Raw genomic sequence first — 20,105 nt, forward strand, 5'->3', positions numbered from 1 at the left:
TGTTATGTTTTTTGTCTAATAGTTAATATAAATCCAACCTTGGATTAATTTTGATCCATCACCGAGGTCAATGACATACATATAGGAACCAGGTGGAAGTTTTTCATTATTGTCTTTGTAAAATCCTTCCCAATTGTTTCTATAGCTTTTTGTGGCAAAGACAACATGTCCCCAACGGTTGAACACTTTTACGGTATTATCGGGATAGTTATCTATTCCAGGAATTACCCAGGCCTCATTCATTCCATCACCATTAGGTGTAAATGCTTGGGCTGGTACAACAAGTGGCTCAGAATTGTTAGGAAAATCATCTTCCGCATCCACTACTCCGTCATTATCATCATCGGTATCCGCATTGTCACCAATTCCATCATTGTCATTATCTGCATTTTCCGTTGGATCTTTTGGAAAAGCGTCATCACTATCCGGCACTCCGTCATCATCGTCATCGGTATCCGCATTGTCTCCTATACCATCCCAATCCGTATCTGTGTCTTCATTGGGATCTAATGGAAAGACATCGTCTATGTCATCGGTACCATCATTGTCATCATCATCGTCCTGTGAATCAGGGATTCCATCATTATCCGTATCCGTATTATCCAATGGATCGTTATCCTCCGTATCAGGTACTCCATCATTATCATCATCCATATCGGTATTGTTGCCTATACCATCCCCATCCGTATCTGTGTCTTCATCGGCATCCTTTGGAAAGGCATCATCTCCGTCATCTGTACCATCATTATCATCATCGGTATCGGCGTTGTCTCCGGTTCCATCATTGTCGGTATCGGTATCCTCAGTAGGATCCAAGGGGAAGGCATCATCACCGTCATCGGCACCGTCATTGTCATCATCGGTATCGGCATTGTCTCCGGTACCATCACCATCGGTATCTGTATCTTCATTGGCATCCTTGGGAAAGGCATCATTACTGTCATCGGCACCGTCGTTGTCATCATCGGTATCGGCATTGTCGCCCGTACCATCACTATCGGTATCGGTATCCTCTGTAGGATCTAAGGGGAAGGCATCGTCACCGTCATCGGTACCATCGTTGTCATCATCGGTATCGGCATTGTCCCCGGTACCGTCATTGTCAGTATCGGTATCCTCCGTAGGATCTAAGGGGAAGGCATCATCACCGTCATCGGTACCGTCGTTGTCATCATCGGTATCGGCATTGTCCCCGGTGCCGTCATTATCGGTGTCGGTATCCTCCGTAGGATCTAAGGGGAAGGCATCATCACCATCATCCGTACCATCATTGTCATCATCGGTATCGGCATTGTCCCCGGTGCCGTCATTGTCAGTATCGGTATCTTCGTTAGAATCTTTCGGAAAGGCATCATCACCATCATCGGTACCATCGTTGTCATCATCCGTGTCCGCATTGTCCCCGGTGCCGTCATTGTCCGTATCGGTATCTTCGTTAGGATCTAAGGGGAAGGCATCGTCACGATCATCGGTCCCATCGTTGTCATCATCGGTATCGGCATTGTCCCCGGTACCATCGTTATCGGTATCGGTGTCCTCCGTAGGATCTAAGGGGAAGGCATCGTCGCCATCGTCGGTCCCATCATTGTCATCATCGGTATCGGCATTGTCCCCGGTCCCATCATTGTCGGTATCGGTATCCTCCGTAGGATCTAAGGGGAAGGCATCATCACCGTCATCGGTACCGTCGTTGTCATCATCGGTATCGGCATTGTCCCCGGTGCCGTCATTATCGGTGTCGGTATCCTCCGTAGGATCTAAGGGGAAGGCATCATCACCATCATCCGTACCATCATTGTCATCATCGGTATCGGCATTGTCTCCGGTGCCATCATTGTCGGTGTCGGTATCCTCCGTAGGATCTAAGGGGAAGGCATCATCACCGTCATCGGTCCCGTCGTTATCGTCATCGGTATCGGCATTGTTGCCCGTTCCGTCACCGTCCGTGTCGGTATCCTCGGTAGGATCCAAGGGAAGGTCATCATCTACGTCCAATGTTCCATCTCCATCATCGTCGTCGTCACATGCATTTCCTTCGCCATCATTATTGGTATCCAATTGATCGGCATTGGCTGTATTCAAACAATTATCAGTATCGTCTTTTACTCCATCATCATCAACATCGGTCTCCTTTGTTTTGGAATCGGTTACTGCAGTTCCCTCATTGTTGTTGGTATCGGTAAGGGTGACGGACAGTGTAATCGTTCCATCTCCCAAACCGCTCAAGTCTATATTTGAAATTTGATCTGTGGCTGAAACAATCGTACCGGTACCTGTAACATTGGTTCCGCCTCCATCACTGCTAAACGTATAATTATAGGTAGCGCCTATTTCAGCACCTGCAAAAGTGAAACTTATTGCATTTTCATTTGAGGTATTAATATCGCTCTGATTTATGGACACTGAATACCCAGAAGGAGGTGTATCATCTACATCCGTTACTTTTACCGTAATAGTTTGATCTGTAGTTCCGCCACTGTCAGTTGCCCTTAGGGTAATTTCATATTCATTATCTCCATTTGCGTCATCTGGGTCTTCAAAATCTGGTGGAGCTTGAAAAGTGAGTTCACCTGTTGAACCATCTATACTAAACAAGTCATTATCTCCTCCAATGGCCAAAGCGTATATGATTCCAACATCATCTGCACCACCATCTCCATCATTGGCGACCGCATCAGTAACCACACCTGTTCCATTCTCGGCAAATTCTATCACTGGTAACATGTGATATTCGTGTACTCTTTCGGTGGCCCCAGTAACAAAGAACTTTGAGCCATCAGTACTAAAGGCCAAGGCATAAGGATTACCTTCTTCAGAATCAGTATCAAAGACCAAACCTGAATAGCTTATGGTGGAAAAGTCATAAGGCGTAGACAAGTTATAAGCCAACAACTCTCCACCTATGGTGATAACGAACAACTGACTGCCATCCGCATTAAAATCAATTTCCATAGGATTGGGGTCTTCAGTAATTCTATAAGAATTATTGGTGTAGATCGCTGTTCCTACATCAAAAGGAGCACTTAAGTTATATTCATATATGTAATCCGTGTTATAGGCGAGTAGATACATTTTACTTCCACTATTGTTAAAAGTAACATCGGAATAAGATGATGCCTCAGATGCACCATAAGCTTGGGAAAAGGTTGCTGTAGATATATCATAAGGGGTAGACAGTGTATATTCGGTAATGTTGTTACCGGAATTAGCACTTGCATAATAGATTTTGGTCCCATCGCTGTTGAAGTTTATCCCTGTGGTCCTACCCGACATTCCGGTCAATGAATCTACATAAGTTGCCGTAGATACATCATAAGGGGTGGACAGTATGTATTCTCCAATCTCACTTGAAAAAATACCGCTCACAAACATTTTTGTTCCATCATCACTAAAGGTTACGCCATAGGTATGATCAAATTCTGAGGATACATCAACCGAATTACCTGAATACACTGCAGATGATACATTGAACGCAGCAGTTGGAGCGGTAAAAATTGGCAAATCGTCTTCCGCAATAATGGATAAGGTAATATTTGCGGTTACTTTTGTACCTGCATCATCCAACTCGTAGGTAACAGTATCACTGCCATTTTCATTTGCATTGGGGGTATATATTACCTCATTGCTTCCGTTTACGGTCGCCGTTCCTTTGGATCCTTGGACCGTAATGGTGATAGTTGGGGTATTATTGGTATCATACACATCATTAAAAAGAACTACAATAGGGTCAGACACGGTATCCTCATCCAATACGGCCAGATCATCACTTGCACTTACCACCAAGGTAATGTCGTAGGGACCAAAAGTCTGGGGTCCAACATTTCCGGCATTGTCCTTTGCTTCGGCATGGATGTACCACCCATTGCCTCCTGAGGAGAAATTCACGGTTTTGGATTGACTATTGCTCCATGAAGTCCAACTGGCATCATCAGTAGCGGGTGGAGTGGCATTCTGGACCATTGCATAACGTTGCACATCAAACCCACTGCCTGAAGCTTCATCCTGAAAGGTAATTACAATATCCGTATCCGTATCTATAGTTCCACTTGCAGGAGTCGCAGCAATAGTGGGCAGAGTATCATCATCAACTATGGTCAAGGTTCTATAAAATGGTTCTGACCATACACCAGTATCAGTTTGAACCCGTTGACTAATAATATAATCTGCGGAAAGCGTATTGTATGCCGAAAAATCGGTCATTGGTGTTGTACTGTTATAAATCTCCGTATCGGTTGGGTTACCGTCCCCATCATAGGTCCGTTGGGTCACAATCCATTCTTCAACCGACAATGTTCTTCCATAAGGATCAACAGAGTTGTCCTCAACGGTAATGGTCATATTACCCGTATAGGTATTTAACTGATCAGGCTGAATGTTGAATTGTGCAATGGGAAGATCACTACTACCTCCTGAGCCAGAAGATTTTTCCACATAAATGGATGATGGTGTACTCCAGGTTCCTTGATGATCCTGAACGGTTAACATAATCAAATACTGACCATCGGCCACGGCATTTTTGTCAAATGCACCCGTAGTCCAATCGTTGGTAGAAACAGCATCCACCGATTTCCATTTCCATTCAGATTGGGCAATACCATTATTGGCCCCTCCATCTTGATCATACGAAGTGTTATTGATGAATCCTGTGTCTGAACTATAAGTAAAGCTGGCCACGGGTCTTCTATGGAAATACAAAGTTGTAGGTGCAGTAGGGAGTTCTTCAAAAGTGAAAGTATATTCCCCTGGTTTTTCATAATATTCCGGCACATCTTCCAGAAACAGATTGTTCCAAGAAACTTGTCCCGTGTTGTTTTCAAAATGTGTGTGGTCGTGCGTAATTTTCCATCTACCACTAGGGTAACTGGCATTTGCAGTATTGGTCTTTAATTGTGATGGATCTACATCAATCTCCACCGACGTTCCTGCAATGAAGTACTCACCTGCGGTTACCGTACCAAATTGGTATTGATCATAAATATATTGCGCCATGGCATCTATCCATGTAGACCAACTACCTGAGTCTCTATTTATAAAAGTCCCCTTACTATTATTTTGGGTAATGAACCTTTCAAATTGAGTTTGATTGGCATTGGTTCCCCATCCAATATAATGGATGTCCTCGTTAATGGTACGCATTAAAATTTCCGATAAATCGGTATCTACATCAAAATCAGCCACCTCAATATCATCAAGATTCACATTGAATCGTAAGGCGCTATTTCGCCATTGGGGTTCTCTGAGCACATCTTTGAATGCTCTTAGTTCTAATTTTTCAATAGTAATGTCCTCAAAATAAGCACCAGATTGTTCATGAACATAGAATCCATAACTGCCTTGAGAGTGACTTGTGTCATCAAAATTAAAAGCCTCAATCCAATCAGTTCCAGCGCTTCCACCGCCACCTTTTCGGGATACTTTGATATTATCTCCGCTCATCTCAATTTTAAAGTCGATGGACTGCCCATTATAGTAGGCGGCAAACATATCTGATCTATTCCCATCCCAACCATAGGTTGCAGAACCGGAATTGCCGCTGTTTGTGTTAAGTGCCAATACGGATACAGATCCGTTATCTACCTTAATTATGGCTTCCGCAGGATAACCATCTCCAGGAGCGTAACCTGATATGTTACCGCAGTAGGTATGGTTATCGATTATGTATGCGTAAAAATTCTGGCTGTCTTCCATACGAAAGATAAACCCAACCTCGGCATGTACATAAGGGTTTTCAGAAAGTCCGAAAGTTGCCGAAATGGAACCATCAGAAATATCTCCTGCAGGGTCATACATGGCAAAACCCCAACCGTAGGAGGTGTTCCTGCCTACAAAATCGGCTATAATTCGATTGGTGCCCGAGTCAAAACTAAAATAGTCCCCAACATAGGATGGATGGTTGGGAGGCTCTGTGCCGTTAAAGTTCATTTTTCCCCAACTATTAAAGATATCACTTGCATCAGCCTGATCGGATGAAATGGAACTACGTTGAAAAGCTTCAACACGTAGTTTGCCCAAAGGAATGCCTTTGGTGTTCATGGATTGCTCCAAATCGGTTTCAAAAGTGGATAGGTCAACATTGGCAGAGCCCACTGTGACCATCACGTCGACATTCGGACCCTGTTTTACAGTCATGTCAACAGTTTGGGCCTGCATGGTTCCAAATAGGAACAATAGCGCAAAAAACGAAAATACGCTTGTAAAGGTTAGTCTCATGGTTGATTATTCTATTTAAGTATCGGTTTGTTGATGGGTTGATTTATGGTGGTGTGGTCAAATTCCAAGTCCATGCTAAATATGGAGCTACAGTTAGTTGGAACACCAACATTGAAATAAGATCGGTCGCCTATTTTCTTTATAAGTTCCAATCCTTCAGGATTAGACCCTAGATTGCAATCATATATTAAAAGTTGGATGTTGGTTCCTTGGTAAAGACCTTCCAGCATAGAGAGTTCGGATTCCTGGTCTATCTTGGTCGAGTCATATAATATCCCTCCAAATTCGAATGCATTGTGATTTGTATTCACGAACAAGTGAATGGCCTGTGCTGAGGGGTTTTGTTCTAGATATTCCCTAACTGTTTTCCAAGGATTATCGATGCTATTGGTCTCAACAACAGAAATACCTTGGGGTAAATTGTCAAGGACTTGTTGTTTTTGGGAATACTCGGAATCCATGACCAGGATGTCATTGGATTGCGCAAAAACCCCAGTAATTAAAAAAGGAAAAAGGAAAAAAAAGACTGGTAAGGTCTTCCTGTAAAATGGATTTCTCATTTGATTTGTTTATTTAGGTTATATTTCAAATTTTGATTTTAATGATGTTAAGTTTAGGCATAGAAGGGTCACATCACCTATGTGTGATTATTCACAGAGTTGCCCCAGATTCCTAGTGGAGTTTAAGGGACGCTAGTAAAAGCATGAAAAAATTTGTGGATAAGGTCTAGTAGCTTTCTTTCATAAAATTGGATTTGTTTTTCGATTAATAGGAATTAGTTTTTTCTTACAATTCAAATTATTAATTTGTAACCTTTTTCCTACTTTTAATCAGAAAAACGGAAGAGCCTCAGTGTTATTTCATGAAATCGTCAAGTAAATTGACAAATGTCAATTTTATATCATTTTTTTAAGAAATAATAGGGAGGTGTGATGTAAAAAATCAAGGGTGTTTGATATGTAAGTATAAAAAGTAAGGTGGTTTAATTAAACTCCTTCTTTCATTAACCTTGAAAGGGTTTCTGGCCTCATCGCCAAAAAAGAGGCCAAATGTTTTCTGGGTATTCTATCCACAAGCTGTGGTTTGTTGTTTTCTATGAAATAGTTCAATCGTCTCTTGGCATTTGGTATTCTGGCTAGATAGACCCGGTGCTCCGCCAAAATGTAATATTCTTCCAGAAGCATTCTGTTTATTTGACGAATCTCTGGAAAGTTGTTGAGGCAGTACTTATAATCTTCGTACTCCAGATAATCACAGTGGGTATCCTCCAAGCTTTGTATGTACTCCTTACTCTTCTCATTTCTGAAAAAGCCGGTTATGGAAGTGAAAACCTCATTCTCGGAATCCATCCATGTTGTAATTTCGGTCGAATCACTTACAAAGTAGCCCCTTACCAAGCCCTTTTTAATAATATAAAGCCGGTTGCAAACCTCTCCTTCCCTGCTTATTATTTCATTTTTACTAAAAAAACAACTCTTTACATTCTTTACCAAATAGGATTTTAAACTTGGACTAAGTGGGTAAATGGAATTTAGATAGAGAATTATGAACAAGTTCTTCTCTATATTCTGGCTTGGAGTCATTAAAAGAATGGTTGTTAGAGGTATTGAACAATTTGCCAAAAATAATACATTGAAGTGATTTTGAACTTTTATTGAGTTCGAAGATTTCACTTATACTTTTGAGAACTTAATATTGTCAAAGTTGTATTGAAAATGGTGTAGAAAATTAAGTCGAATGTTTAACATTGGCCAAAGGATATTTTTTGTACCTCTAGATAATTAAATCAGTTACACTCCCATCTAAAATTGGCCACCTTATCGTTGGAAGCCGCGGATAGGTTATAATGCCACCATTCCGTTCTTATGGACCAAAAACCATATGCTTCCATGGTTTCTTTAAGTAATTTTCTATTTCTAACTATCGTCTCCGGAAGGTCAAAATTATCGTGGTATGCCCTTTTTCCGAAAAAATCAAAATCTGTACCCATGTCCAGTTCGTTCCCTTCCAAATCTACTAGGGTGATATCTACAGCACCTCCTTTATTATGTATGGAACCTTTGACCGGATTTGCTACATATTGAGGGTTGGGCACTATCTCCCACATTTTATATTGCACCGAATTAGGTCTGTAACAATCAAAAAACTTGATTTTAACTCCTTTTTCCATAAAAGTCTTATTAGCTTCAATTAGAGCTTTAGCGGTTTTTACCCTAGTGTAGCACTCCGCACAATCGTATACTTTGGCTTTCAGAAAATTGTTCTCCGTTGCGTACCGCATATCGTAAACAAAGTCATCACTAAAATCTGCCAATCGAACAAAAGTAGTATCGGCTAGTCCATCAAATGATTTAAGCACCACCTCAATGGGTTCACTGATGAGTGAATCCTTAACCTCGATCTTAGAACTGGTTTCAGGTTGAACAATCTCTGCGGATCTATGTTCCTTTTGTTTGCATGAACCAAAGGTGATCAGTAAAACACATATCAAAAGTTTCTTCATCAATCTCGTTTTTGTTGGTTGAACCAAGTGTAAAGAGAATCATTGGTGTATGCCCTACTCCAAGAATTGTGACCAACTCCCTTATACCTTGTATACTTTACGTTATAGTTCATCTGCTTTAATTTTCCCACCATTTTATCAGATTCTTCCACAGAAATCACCTCATCTTTATCCCCATGAAATACCCAAATGGGCATATTCTTATCTATCCAGTGTGCATAGGGTAATGGAGCCATACCACATACCACTGCCATAGCTGCAAATTTAGCTGGATATTGGGTAGAGAGTTCCCAGGCCGCACTTCCTCCCCGACTCAAACCAGTAAGGTATATTCTTTTTTTATCCACCCGATTTGTTTCGACCACAGAATCCAGTAGTTGTATAACCGCTTCGGTGTTCCACCACTTTTTCTTATGTGGATTTTGGGGAGCAAGTACCAAAAATGGAAATTGCTTACCCTCAACCAAGAGTTTAGGAGGACCATTTTCCTTGATTTCCTCTAAATTGCCGCCGGATTCACCTCCTCCGTGCAAAAACAACAATAATCCAAACTCTTTGTCAACCTCGGAATCATACTCCTCAGGGTAGTACAAATAATATTTAAGGTTTTCGGTGCTTACCGTTTCAATCTCATTTTCAATAAGCCTTGATTGGGCGGCACAGGCTTGCAATAAAAAAAGCATTACCAACACAATTGAACTTTGTAAGATTTTAGGTATTTGCATGCCCTAAATTACAAAAGTTTATCTGCGATCTCATTCCAAGAGTTGGCACGTTCAAATCCATTGGTGTTTACATTATGGGGAGAAGTAAACAAAATCGAACGCCCATCAAAACTTTCTAAATTATAAGATCTGTCATCTATTAGGATATCTCCCTTCAAAACAAACTTGTGTCCACAGAGTATACGTTGTTGCCATGGGATAAACGGGAAAAACTCATCCAACCAATCTGATTTTTCCTTTAAAGAATTTGGAAATTGCATGGCAGCTGAGGCGATATATACCTCATGCTTTTTATTGAGTTCTGCCATGACTTCCTGGCTTCCCTCTATAAGTTTTAAATTCCTGAAAAAACCAACCTGCCAGGCATGACCCATAACTTGTTCACGGTGTTCTTTAGGTACACTTTCCCAAGCTTCCTTGCCATGACAATCCGCAAGATTCAGTTCCACACCATATTTCTCTTTGTACAATTCCAGATGTGCTCCATAGGTGTCGGCCAGCACCTCATCCATATCAACAAATAATGTCATTCAAAAAAGATTAAGTCCCGAAGGAATAAAAAAAAGAAAGAAACTCAAACTTTGGAGAAAGATATCATTGAAAATTAACTTTTAAAACCACATTTTAAAGAAGGACTATTCAATTCTTTTTGTAGAATCTCTTTCAATTAGGCTAGTTTTTACCAATTTGGTGGTAAATGGCATTTCTCCTTCGTGTTCAATGCGGTCAATAAGAATGTTAGCGGCAAGTTCTCCAATATATTTTCCATGCTGACTTACCATGGTCAATGCTGGTGACACATATTTGGAAAGCCTTCCGTTGGTGAAGCCCACAATGGCTATTTCATCCGGGACAGCAATTCCTTTTAACTTTAAAATATTCAGGGTATCCACAGCTGTTATCTCATCCAGGGCTATTATGGCATCTATGTCCCTATTGTCCAACAAAAGTGATATCAAAAGCTGCAAATCATCATTCCTGCCTACTTCCACTACATTTTTTTCATCATAATTGCAACCACTCTCTTGCAATGCTTTTTTGTATCCCTTTACCCGAAGTTTCCCAACACTCGAATTGTATATGGAAGAAACAACAGCAATTTTAGTGCACCCTGTTTTTAGCAGGTATTTTGTAGTGTTGTAACCAGCTTCAAAGTCGTCTACCACAATTTTATCACAACTTATTTTCTCGGTGACCCTGTCGAAGAGTACCATGGGAATATGATTTTCAATAAGGTTCTGCAGATGCTCGGTTTCATCCTTAGCCTGCGTTTCCTCCGAAAGCGACAGTATCAGTCCATCAACGATACCTGACCCCAATAATTCAACCGTTTGAAGTTCCTTTTTATAAGATTCATCCGAAATACAACTTATAATCGTATATCCCCTCGCATTGGCTGATTGTTCAATCCCATAAAATACCTGGGTGAAAAAATAGTTTAAAATATTTGGAACCACTACCCCAATGGCCCTGGTAGTTTTGTTCAATAAATTTAGAGCAACCCGATTTGGTCTGTAGCGATGCTCTCTGGCATATTCCTGAATCTTTGATTTTACTTCTGCACTAATTTCCGAACTATCCTTAAGTGATTTTGAAACCGTTGAGATGGACACCCCAAAATGGGAAGCAATGTCTTTTAAGGTGAGTTTTTTCATAATCCATTGATTTTGTCCTTCGGAAACATCTTTTATCCAGTAAAATAGGATAAAATAAATACAACAACCGTAACAAGCAACAGCGAAAGTACAATGTCGATAGTAGAGATGCTCTCTCTGTTCAGCTGTCTATCTTCTGCCGATAAGGTACCAAAAGTAAGTCCCTTGATCAAGCTATAGTCAGGTGGATTAGTGGCCAAACTGACCCCAATACAAACTATCGCCGAAAATATAAACATGAAAATTGCCATGTGTGCAAAGTTGATTGTTGCAAAAGACAAAAGAACCCCAGACAAATCAGCTTGATATATTTCGGCTAGAATACGAAGTGCTGCAATTACCAAACCAGAGAAAAGTGTAACTATAGCAGCCTTGGAGTTAACCCTCTTCCATATGATCCCTAATAAAAAGACGGCTGTAATGGGTGGTGCAATATAAGATTGTACACTTTGTAGATACTGATAAAGAACACCGCCCCCTATCTTCTCCATGATTGGAATCCAAATAATTCCAAGGAGAACAACAATGGAAGTTGCAACCTTTCCAATTCGTAGGAGCTTACTTTCTGCGGTACGTGGTTTTAACTTTTTATAGATATCAATTGTAAAAATTGTGGAACACGAATTAAAAACAGAAGCCAAAGAGCTCATCAAAGCAGCCATTAGTCCTCCAGCAACAAGTCCTTTAAGTCCAACTGGCAACAAAGTCTTCACTAGAACGGGAAAAACCTCATCACTTTTTTCATAAGTCAATACTCCTTGCTTGGCAAGCGCAAAAGCAATAATCCCGGGAATTAGAAAAATAAAGATGGGCAGCAGTTTGAGATAGGCTCCGAAAATGGCTCCCCTCCTGCCTATTTTGATGTTGTTAGCCGCTAACGTACGCTGGACAATGTACTGATCTGTACACCAATACCAAACACCTACAATAGTTCCACCAATCAACATTCCTGTCCATGGAAAATCTGGATCAGAGATTGGTCGCCACATATTAAAATGTTCGCTTCCCGCCACGGAACGTAGCTCTTCCCATCCCCCTACTTCTTGCAATCCCAAATACGTAATGATCAATGAGCCAGCTATGAGAATTACAGTCTGAAGTGTTTCGGTATAGATAACTGCCTTCATTCCTCCAATTATCGTGTATGCTCCAGTGAAAACAACAATGCCAATTGCTCCGTACCAAAATGGAATCCCCAAGAGTTCAGAAACCACAATTCCACCGGCATAAATGGTTACAGACACTTTGGTGATTACGTAACCCACCAAAGAAAAAACAGAAAGAAACCATCGGGAACGACTATCAAATCGTTTTTCCAAAAATTCAGGCATGGTAAAAGCTTTACTTCTGAAGTAAAAAGGCAAGAAAAGCCATCCCAAAAGCAAAACAATCCACGCATGAAGTTCATAATGAGCCATGGGCATTCCAGATTCGGCACCCGTTCCTGCCAATCCCACTACATGTTCCGAACCAATGTTGGAAGCAAAAATGGAAGCCCCAATTACAAACCAGCCCACATTTCGGCCAGCCAAAAAGTAATCCTCGGTGTTTTTGTTCTTTTGAAGAACTACCCATATGGCAACTCCGATAAGTGCCAAAAGATAAGCGGCCAAGACCCACCAATCGGCTGTTTCCAATATTGACTCCATAAAGTTTTCTTAGGTGTACTGATTCAAAATGTTTTCAAACAATTCTTGTTTGCCACTTATTTGCTCTGGTTCCCCTTGTCCACTGGCATACTTATATAAGTCCGTAAGTGACAATTTCCCTGCTTCAAAATCAGCACCTTTTCCAGAATCGAAAGAGGCGTACCTTTTACTCAAAAGGGATTCGTAAGGTGATTGTTGAATTACGGCATCTGCAACCAGCAAAGCCCTAGCAAAAGTGTCAGCTCCTCCAATATGAGCCAAAAAGATATCTTCCAAATCGGTAGAGTTTCTTCTGGTCTTGGCGTCAAAGTTCACCCCTCCACCTTGAAGTCCTCCTGATTTCAAGAAAACCAACATGGCTTCTGCAACTTCTAAAGTATTGTTTGGAAACTGGTCCGTATCCCATCCATTTTGATAGTCTCCCCTATTCGCATCAATACTCCCTAACATGCCGGCATTTGCCGCCACTTGCAGTTCGTGTTGAAAGGTATGTTGAGCTAAAGTGGCATGATTTACTTCTATGTTCAATTTGAAATCATTTTCCAATCCATATTCTCGGATAGAATTAATGGATGTGGCCGCATCAAAATCATATTGGTGCTTTGTGGGCTCCATAGGTTTGGGCTCCACAAAGAAAGTACCTTTAAATCCTTGACTCCGGGCATAGTCCTTAGCCATATTCAAAAAACGACCAATATTGTCTTGCTCGCGTTTCATATCAGTATTCAACAAAGACATATAGCCTTCACGTCCCCCCCAGAAAACATAGTTTTCCCCTTCAAGGGCAATTGTGGCATCCAGAGCAATCTTTACTTGTGCTCCTACCCTTGCCACGACATTGAAATCAGGATTGGAAGCCGCACCGTTCATATATCGGGGGTGGGAGAAACAATTGGATGTGCCCCATAGCAACTTAACCCCAGAGGCATTTTGTTTCTGTTGAAGATATGCTACAATCTCTTGGATTCTTTTTTCAGATTTTGATAAGGTCTCAGCTTCATCTACAAGATCATAATCATGAAAACAGTAATAGCCAAAACCCATTTTAGTGATGAATTCAAAAGCGGCATCTGCCTTATCCTTGGCTGCCCTTATAGGGTCGTCTGCAGTTGCCCAAGGAAAATTCTTGGTTCCTGGTCCAAATGGGTCACCTCCTGTTCCGCATAGGGTATGCCAATAGGCCATGGCAAACTTAAAATGATCGCGCATGGTCTTACCAGCAACAATCTGATCTGGATTGTAATATTTGAATGCCAATGGATTATCTGAATCCTTTCCTTCATATGTAATATCTCCTATCCCCTTAAAAAATTCCTTATCTCCTAAAAGTGCCATATTTGAATACTATTTGTTTATGATTAGTTCAAGTTCCGTTTTCCAGTTGTTATACGCCTTTTCAAAAGGTGATTTATCCTTTTTGGGCTCAAAGGTCATTACATGGTCATTTTTCATAAAAGATGAAAACACGTCATATCCTTCAGAAGCAATGGCACATGCCCTGGCTGCACCAATTGCTCCAGTGGTGTCATATATTTCAATTTCTTGTTGAATCAATGTTGCAATAGTATTTGCAAAAATCTCCGAACGAAAAAGATTATCATTCCCAGCGCGTATGACCGAAGGATCAATACCGTCCGATTTCATAATTTCGATACCGTAAACAAATGCAAATGCAATACCCTCAAGGGTGGCGCGGCAGATATGTGCCTTGGAATGCCGGTTTAAGTCGAGGTTCAAGATTCTTGTTCCCACATCCCCGTTTAAAAGCATACGTTCGGCACCATTCCCGAAGGGAATAACGCATAAACCATCAGAACCAATTTCTACCCTATTGGCCAATTGATTCATTTCTTCATAGGAAGAAACGGCCAGATTGTTTAGCAACCATCTATATTGAATTCCAGCTCCATTAATACAGAGTAATTTCCCAATGCTTTTTACCTTTCCCTTAATATAATTTACATGGGCAAAATTGTTCACTCTGGAACTTTCCTTTACAGAAAGGTTATCGGTAACAGCATAAACCACTCCTGAAGTTCCACCCGTTGCGGCTACCTCTCCTGGATTGAACACATTCAAGGAAAGTGCATTGTTAGGCTGATCCCCGGCTCGGTATAAAATCGGTGTTCCTTCTAAAAGCCCGCTTTCAATTGCTCCCATTTGGGAAAGCTCTCCTTGGTTTCCTAAAGTATCTACGATATCAGGTACCAAATCCTGTGAAAAACCATGATAGCTTAAAATATCGTTTGAAACCACGTCTTGCTCAAAATTCCAAAAAATTCCCTCCGATAGCCCGGATATCGTTGTATTGGCCAAACCAGTAAACCTATACGCAATATAATCGCCCGGAAGCATGAATTTGTGAACTTTCTTGAAAATTTCAGGTTCACTGTCCCTGACCCACCTTAACTTGGAAGCTGTAAAGTTCGCTGGAGAGTTCAACAAACTTTGGTCACAGAGCTCAGGGCCAATATCCCTATAAGCCTTTTCCCCAATTTCAACCGCCCTGCTATCGCACCAGATAATGGATTTTCTAAGCGATTTACCATTTTCATCCAGTACTACCAGTCCATGCATCTGATATGCTATTCCTATTCCCTTGATTTCTTGCTCTGAAATATTATGTTTTTCCTTGATTTTTTTTATTCCATTGCAAACATGTTTCCACCATTCTTCGGGATTTTGCTCCGCCCATCCTTTTTGAGGAGCATCTATGGACATTTCCACCTCTGGCTGTTGAACAACTCCTATACTTTTACCAGCGTTACACTCAACCAGTGCCACCTTAATGGATGAACTTCCTACATCTATTCCCAGGTAATACATTGACTTCTACATTGATGGAATTAATCAAATGTAAAAAATGTTGGCTCTAAAAAAGAGTTCCCTATTAGATATTTTGGAATGGAAGGTATGGCGAAGTGAATAACAAAAACACTTTGAAAAATATCTTATCCCATTGTTTATCAAACATCTACAACACACGGAGCAGTTACGAAAAATTTTCGAAAAGGTTTTCGTTATTTTTTCGTTTGAGCGGACAGGTTCAATAGCTAAACTGTATTGCATGCCATCTTTTAAACTTCAATTTCCGTAAGAAAAAAATTACACTTAACATGCTTATTTACAGCACGTTGAATTCAAAACTAATTGTTAAATTGTGCCAATCTATTTTGATGGCTAATTCATGGGGTTGAGGCATTTGTTACTGGGCATTCTTATTTTTCAAATTGCCCAAGTTTTTGGTCAAACTAATTTTAAAAGAACACCGGTATTTGACGGCACCAATGAGATTAGTTTTGGAGATATAGATACAGGCAATCTTCTTGGACCGGGGATTTCTTTTGTCGATTATAACGGGGATGGTTGGGACGATATTTCTATCCCTGCTTCAAATGTTTCCGATTTTCAATTCTTAAAAAATATCGGAGGATTTTTTGAAGTGGACAATCTTCCGATTACCAGTGGTGGAATCCATGCTCGCCAAATTACATGGGTAGACTTTGACAATGATGGCGACAATGACTTTTTTGCCGCAAGTGACCTTGGACAATGCTGGTTTTACAGAAATGATGGCGGTAATAATTTCACAGACATTTTAATTTCTTCACAAATAGCAACTGAACCACTTGAATATTGGGGTGCGGCGTGGGGTGATTATAATAATGATGGATATTTAGATCTCTTTCTAATGGTCAGGTCTCCTGCTGCGGGAAATCACAGTTTACTTTATCGCAACAATGGAAATGGAGCGTTTACCGATGTTACTCAATCTACAGGCTTATCTTTAGAAGGAAAGATGACGCAAAGCGCTTCTTTTATGGATTATGACAACGATGGTTTTCAAGATATTTTACTCGCCAACGATAGAGGTTTTATCCCTAATACCTTATACAGAAATAATGGAGATGGAACATTTGAAGACCGAAGTGTACTTTCCAATTTCGACTTTCGAATGGATGGCATGTCCACCACCATAGAAGATTATAACAATGACGGCTATCTAGATATATATATCACCAATATATACCCGCCTACTGTTGAAACCGATGTCGTTGGTAATGTTTTTTTACGCAACAATGGAGACGGTACTTTTACAAACATAGCTCAAAGCAATGGGACAAGGTTTGACAGCTTTGCTTGGGGTGCAATTTTTCTTGATACTGAAAATGATGGAGATTTAGACCTATTCGTAAATGGCCATCTTGATGGTTCTGATGGCAGAATGTCCTCGGCTTATTACCAAAATGATGGTACAGGAAGTTACTCCATACCAAACCAAAATGGCTTCGAAAATGATAGGTCCAGTAGCTATGGAAATGCCATAGGAGATATTCAAAATGATGGTTTTCCAGATATGGTAGTCGTGAATACCAATTATGAACCTATTAACCTCTGGGAAAATACATCTACATCACAAAATAATTGGCTAAAAATCAAATTAGAAGGTACTGTCAGTAATCGCATGGGGATAGGATCATATATCAAAATTGGCGTGGGTGATGAAACCTATTACAGGTATACTTTATGCGGTGAAGGTTATATTGGACAAAATAGCACCTATGAATTTGTGGGTCTTGGCCCTGAAACTTCTGTGGATTATATTGAAGTTACTTGGCTGAGTGGCATAGTGGACCGGGTTGAAAATGTTGTGGCCAACCAAGCGCTAACGATAATTGAAGGGTCCAATGCAATAGAACAAGATGAAAATCATGATTATGGTTACGGCCCCAATGTTGGGGATGAATCAGTAGCCAGGTTATGGAACAAGGTATTATTGGATGCGATAAGATGGGATTATGCACGCCCCACTGTACACGCAAGAAACCTGTTTCATACCTCCATGGCCATGTATGATTCCTGGGCAATCTTCAACGATACAGCAGAAACAGTTTTTTTGGGTAAAACCTTTGGCGGATATAGTTGTACGTTCAATGGGGTTTCATATCCCAGAGAAGTTCAAAAAGCTGTTGAAGAAGTTATGAGTTATGCGCTATATCGAATCATCAACTACCGATTTGCCGACTCTCCAGGTGCTCTGCCAACATCCCAAATCACAAACCAACTTTTCAGTTCTTTGGGTTATGACCCCAATATTACAGACACAGACTACAGTGGGGGATCTTATGCTGCCCTGGGAAATTATTTGGCTGACCAGATAATCAATTTTGGCCTGCAAGATGGAGCCAATGAATCAGTTGGTTACACTAATCTATTCTATAATCCAACCAATGAACCTTTGGATTTATCCTTTTATCCGGATAATGTGGAACTCAACAATCCCAACAGGTGGCAACCGCTAAAATTTGAGAATTTTATTGATCAAAGTGGAAACTTAATCATTGGTGGTACTCCTGAGTTTCTTAGTCCAGAGTGGGGAGCGGTCATTCCTTTTGCCCTTAAGGAAAAGGATTTAAAAATGTTAAACAATGGATTTGACAGCTATGTCTACAATGACCCAGGTGAACCACCAGCAATCATTAGCTCCAGTAACGATGGTATTGAGGATCCATACAAATGGCACTTTGCCCTGGTAGCTTCATGGTCTTCCCATCTGGACCCAAATGACCCAACTCTTATGGATATATCACCCGCAGCCATAGGTAATGTGGATATAATGGATTTTCCATCCACATTTGAGGAATACAGGTCTTTTTATGATTTCTTAGAAGGAGGAGATATTGGTTCAGGTCATTCATTGAATCCAATAACACAACAACCCTATCAACCGCAAATTGTGAAACGTGCAGATTATGCTAGGGTGTTGGCAGAGTTTTGGGCAGACGGTCCTGATTCTGAAACACCTCCAGGACATTGGTTCACCATACTTAATTATGTTTCAGATCATCCTGAAAGCAACAAACAACTAGGTGGCGAAGGGCCCGAGCTAAGCAATTTGGAATGGGATGTCAAGTCTTACTTAGCGTTGGGAGGTGCCATGCATGATGCGGCCGTTAGCACCTGGGGTATAAAAGGACATTATGATTACATAAGGCCTATTTCAGCCATAAGATATATGGCCTCTAAAGGACAAAGTACCGATGCTTCCCTTCCCAATTATCATCCACATGGACTTCCTCTGGTACCCGGGAGAATTGAATTGATTCAAAATGGAGATCCATTGGCAGGTGCATCCAATGAAAACCTGAATAAAATAAAGATTTTGGCCTGGAGAGGACCTGATTATATTATAGATCCCACTATAGATGTTTCAGGAGTGGATTGGATTTTGGGAACGCAGTGGTGGCCTTATCAAAGACCAACTTTTGTAACGCCTCCGTTTGCTGGATATGTATCTGGGCACTCTACTTTTTCCAGAGCTGCAGCCGAGGTATTGACCCTGATTACTGGAGACCCATTTTTCCCTGGCGGCATGGGAGTTTTTGATATAGAGCAGAACAATTTTTTGGTTTTTGAAAGCGGCCCCAGTGAAAATTTAACACTTCAATGGGCCACTTATAGGGACGCTTCCGATCAAACAAGTCTTTCCAGAATCTGGGGTGGAATACACCCTCCAATAGATGATATTCCAGGCCGTATCATTGGCGATAAAATAGGCAAAGAGGCATTTGAATTGGCACAATCGTATTTTCAGGGTTTTGGGCAGTTAAGTACGGATAACTTTTTAATCCAAATCAATGGAGAAACCTGTGTAGATCAAAACAATGGTAGTATTGCTATTACTGCAAAGGATTTTTATGATTATACGGTCAACCTAAATGATCAACCATATTCTTTTAATAAGGATTTGATTATTTCAGATTTGGAGCCAGGAGTTTATTCCCTTTGTATTGTCGTTGAGGGAAACAACAGTGCAGAGCAATGCTATCAAGTTGTAGTTTCTGAGGCAAAACCTAATGAGGTTTTTACATCACGCACTGACCTAGGGGAGAAAGAAAAAATCACCATTGAAATAGAAGGAGGTACTCCTCCATTCACACTGGAAGTCAACGATGTTGTTCAAGGAAAGTTTGAAAATGCACACTTTGAAGCAATAGTCAATAAAGGAGATATCATCGAGATATCCTCAAAATTCCCCTGTGAAGGCACTTATTCTGAAATCATAGGAAATGGACGACGAAACCTTGTATACACTAACCCCAATTCTTTTGAAGCGGTTGTTCATACCCAAGGAATCTCCGGTCAAGTACCTATTTCCATATATGGGATGCATGGCCAACTGATTCGTTCCTTAACGGATAAGGTCAAAAATGACCAATTAAAAATTCCTATTGAGGGCCTTCCAAATGGGGTATATATTGTGGTTCTCAATGATGAACATCCAATTTCGTTCAAACTGATCAAAGAATAAAAGACATTTTTAATACTTATCGGAATACACTGCCCTATCTGTATATTCAAA

General features: G+C 40.7%; 11 protein-coding genes. 1 reads left to right on the forward strand and 10 read right to left on the reverse strand.

Going from position 1 to position 20,105, the window contains the following annotated elements; translation table 11 throughout:
• Positions 1-15 precede the first annotated feature (15 nt).
• The 10 genes from ACOQO1_RS00275 to ACOQO1_RS00320 all read right to left on the reverse strand — a co-directional run bounded on the left by ACOQO1_RS00275 (position 16) and on the right by ACOQO1_RS00320 (position 15,568).
• On the reverse strand, positions 16-6,210 hold the full coding sequence (locus tag ACOQO1_RS00275) for a gliding motility-associated C-terminal domain-containing protein (RefSeq protein ID WP_420600892.1): 6,195 nt from the start codon (positions 6,208-6,210) through the stop codon (positions 16-18).
• Positions 6,211-6,221: 11 nt separating this feature from the next.
• A complete protein-coding gene (locus ACOQO1_RS00280) occupies positions 6,222-6,770 on the reverse strand; it encodes a DUF4347 domain-containing protein (RefSeq protein WP_420600893.1) in 549 nt (182 codons plus the stop codon).
• A gap of 426 nt (positions 6,771-7,196) precedes the next feature.
• Positions 7,197-7,793, reverse strand: a complete 597-nt coding sequence (locus ACOQO1_RS00285; RefSeq protein ID WP_420600894.1) for a Crp/Fnr family transcriptional regulator — start codon at positions 7,791-7,793, stop codon at positions 7,197-7,199.
• A 203-nt stretch (positions 7,794-7,996) separates the two neighbouring features.
• Positions 7,997-8,713 (reverse strand): M15 family metallopeptidase, encoded by a 717-nt coding sequence (locus ACOQO1_RS00290; protein WP_420600895.1) that lies wholly within the window; start codon positions 8,711-8,713, stop codon positions 7,997-7,999.
• On the reverse strand, positions 8,713-9,396 hold the full coding sequence (locus ACOQO1_RS00295; protein ID WP_420600896.1) for a prolyl oligopeptidase family serine peptidase: 684 nt from the start codon (positions 9,394-9,396) through the stop codon (positions 8,713-8,715). The genes ACOQO1_RS00290 and ACOQO1_RS00295 overlap by 1 nt, the downstream gene beginning before the upstream one ends.
• A gap of 50 nt (positions 9,397-9,446) precedes the next feature.
• A complete protein-coding gene (locus ACOQO1_RS00300) occupies positions 9,447-9,968 on the reverse strand; it encodes a 5' nucleotidase, NT5C type (protein WP_420600897.1) in 522 nt (173 codons plus the stop codon).
• 105 nt (positions 9,969-10,073) lie between these two features.
• Positions 10,074-11,093, reverse strand: coding sequence for a LacI family DNA-binding transcriptional regulator (locus tag ACOQO1_RS00305; RefSeq protein ID WP_420600898.1), 1,020 nt, complete (start codon positions 11,091-11,093; stop codon positions 10,074-10,076).
• Between the two features lie 32 nt (positions 11,094-11,125).
• A complete protein-coding gene (locus ACOQO1_RS00310; RefSeq protein WP_420600899.1) occupies positions 11,126-12,742 on the reverse strand; it encodes a sodium:solute symporter in 1,617 nt (538 codons plus the stop codon).
• A 9-nt stretch (positions 12,743-12,751) separates the two neighbouring features.
• Positions 12,752-14,077: a xylose isomerase gene (xylA, locus tag ACOQO1_RS00315; RefSeq protein ID WP_420600900.1), complete on the reverse strand. Its 1,326-nt coding sequence runs from the start codon at positions 14,075-14,077 to the stop codon at positions 12,752-12,754.
• Between the two features lie 9 nt (positions 14,078-14,086).
• Positions 14,087-15,568, reverse strand: coding sequence for a xylulokinase (locus ACOQO1_RS00320; protein ID WP_420600901.1), 1,482 nt, complete (start codon positions 15,566-15,568; stop codon positions 14,087-14,089).
• Between the two features lie 367 nt (positions 15,569-15,935).
• On the opposite strand from ACOQO1_RS00320, the gene ACOQO1_RS00325 reads away from it, so the two are divergent.
• Complete coding sequence (locus ACOQO1_RS00325) at positions 15,936-20,054, forward strand: FG-GAP-like repeat-containing protein (protein WP_420600902.1); 4,119 nt, start codon at positions 15,936-15,938, stop codon at positions 20,052-20,054.
• Positions 20,055-20,105 lie beyond the last annotated feature (51 nt).

This window comes from Flagellimonas sp., from assembly GCF_965222555.1.
Classification (GTDB): Bacteria; Bacteroidota; Bacteroidia; order Flavobacteriales; family Flavobacteriaceae; genus Flagellimonas.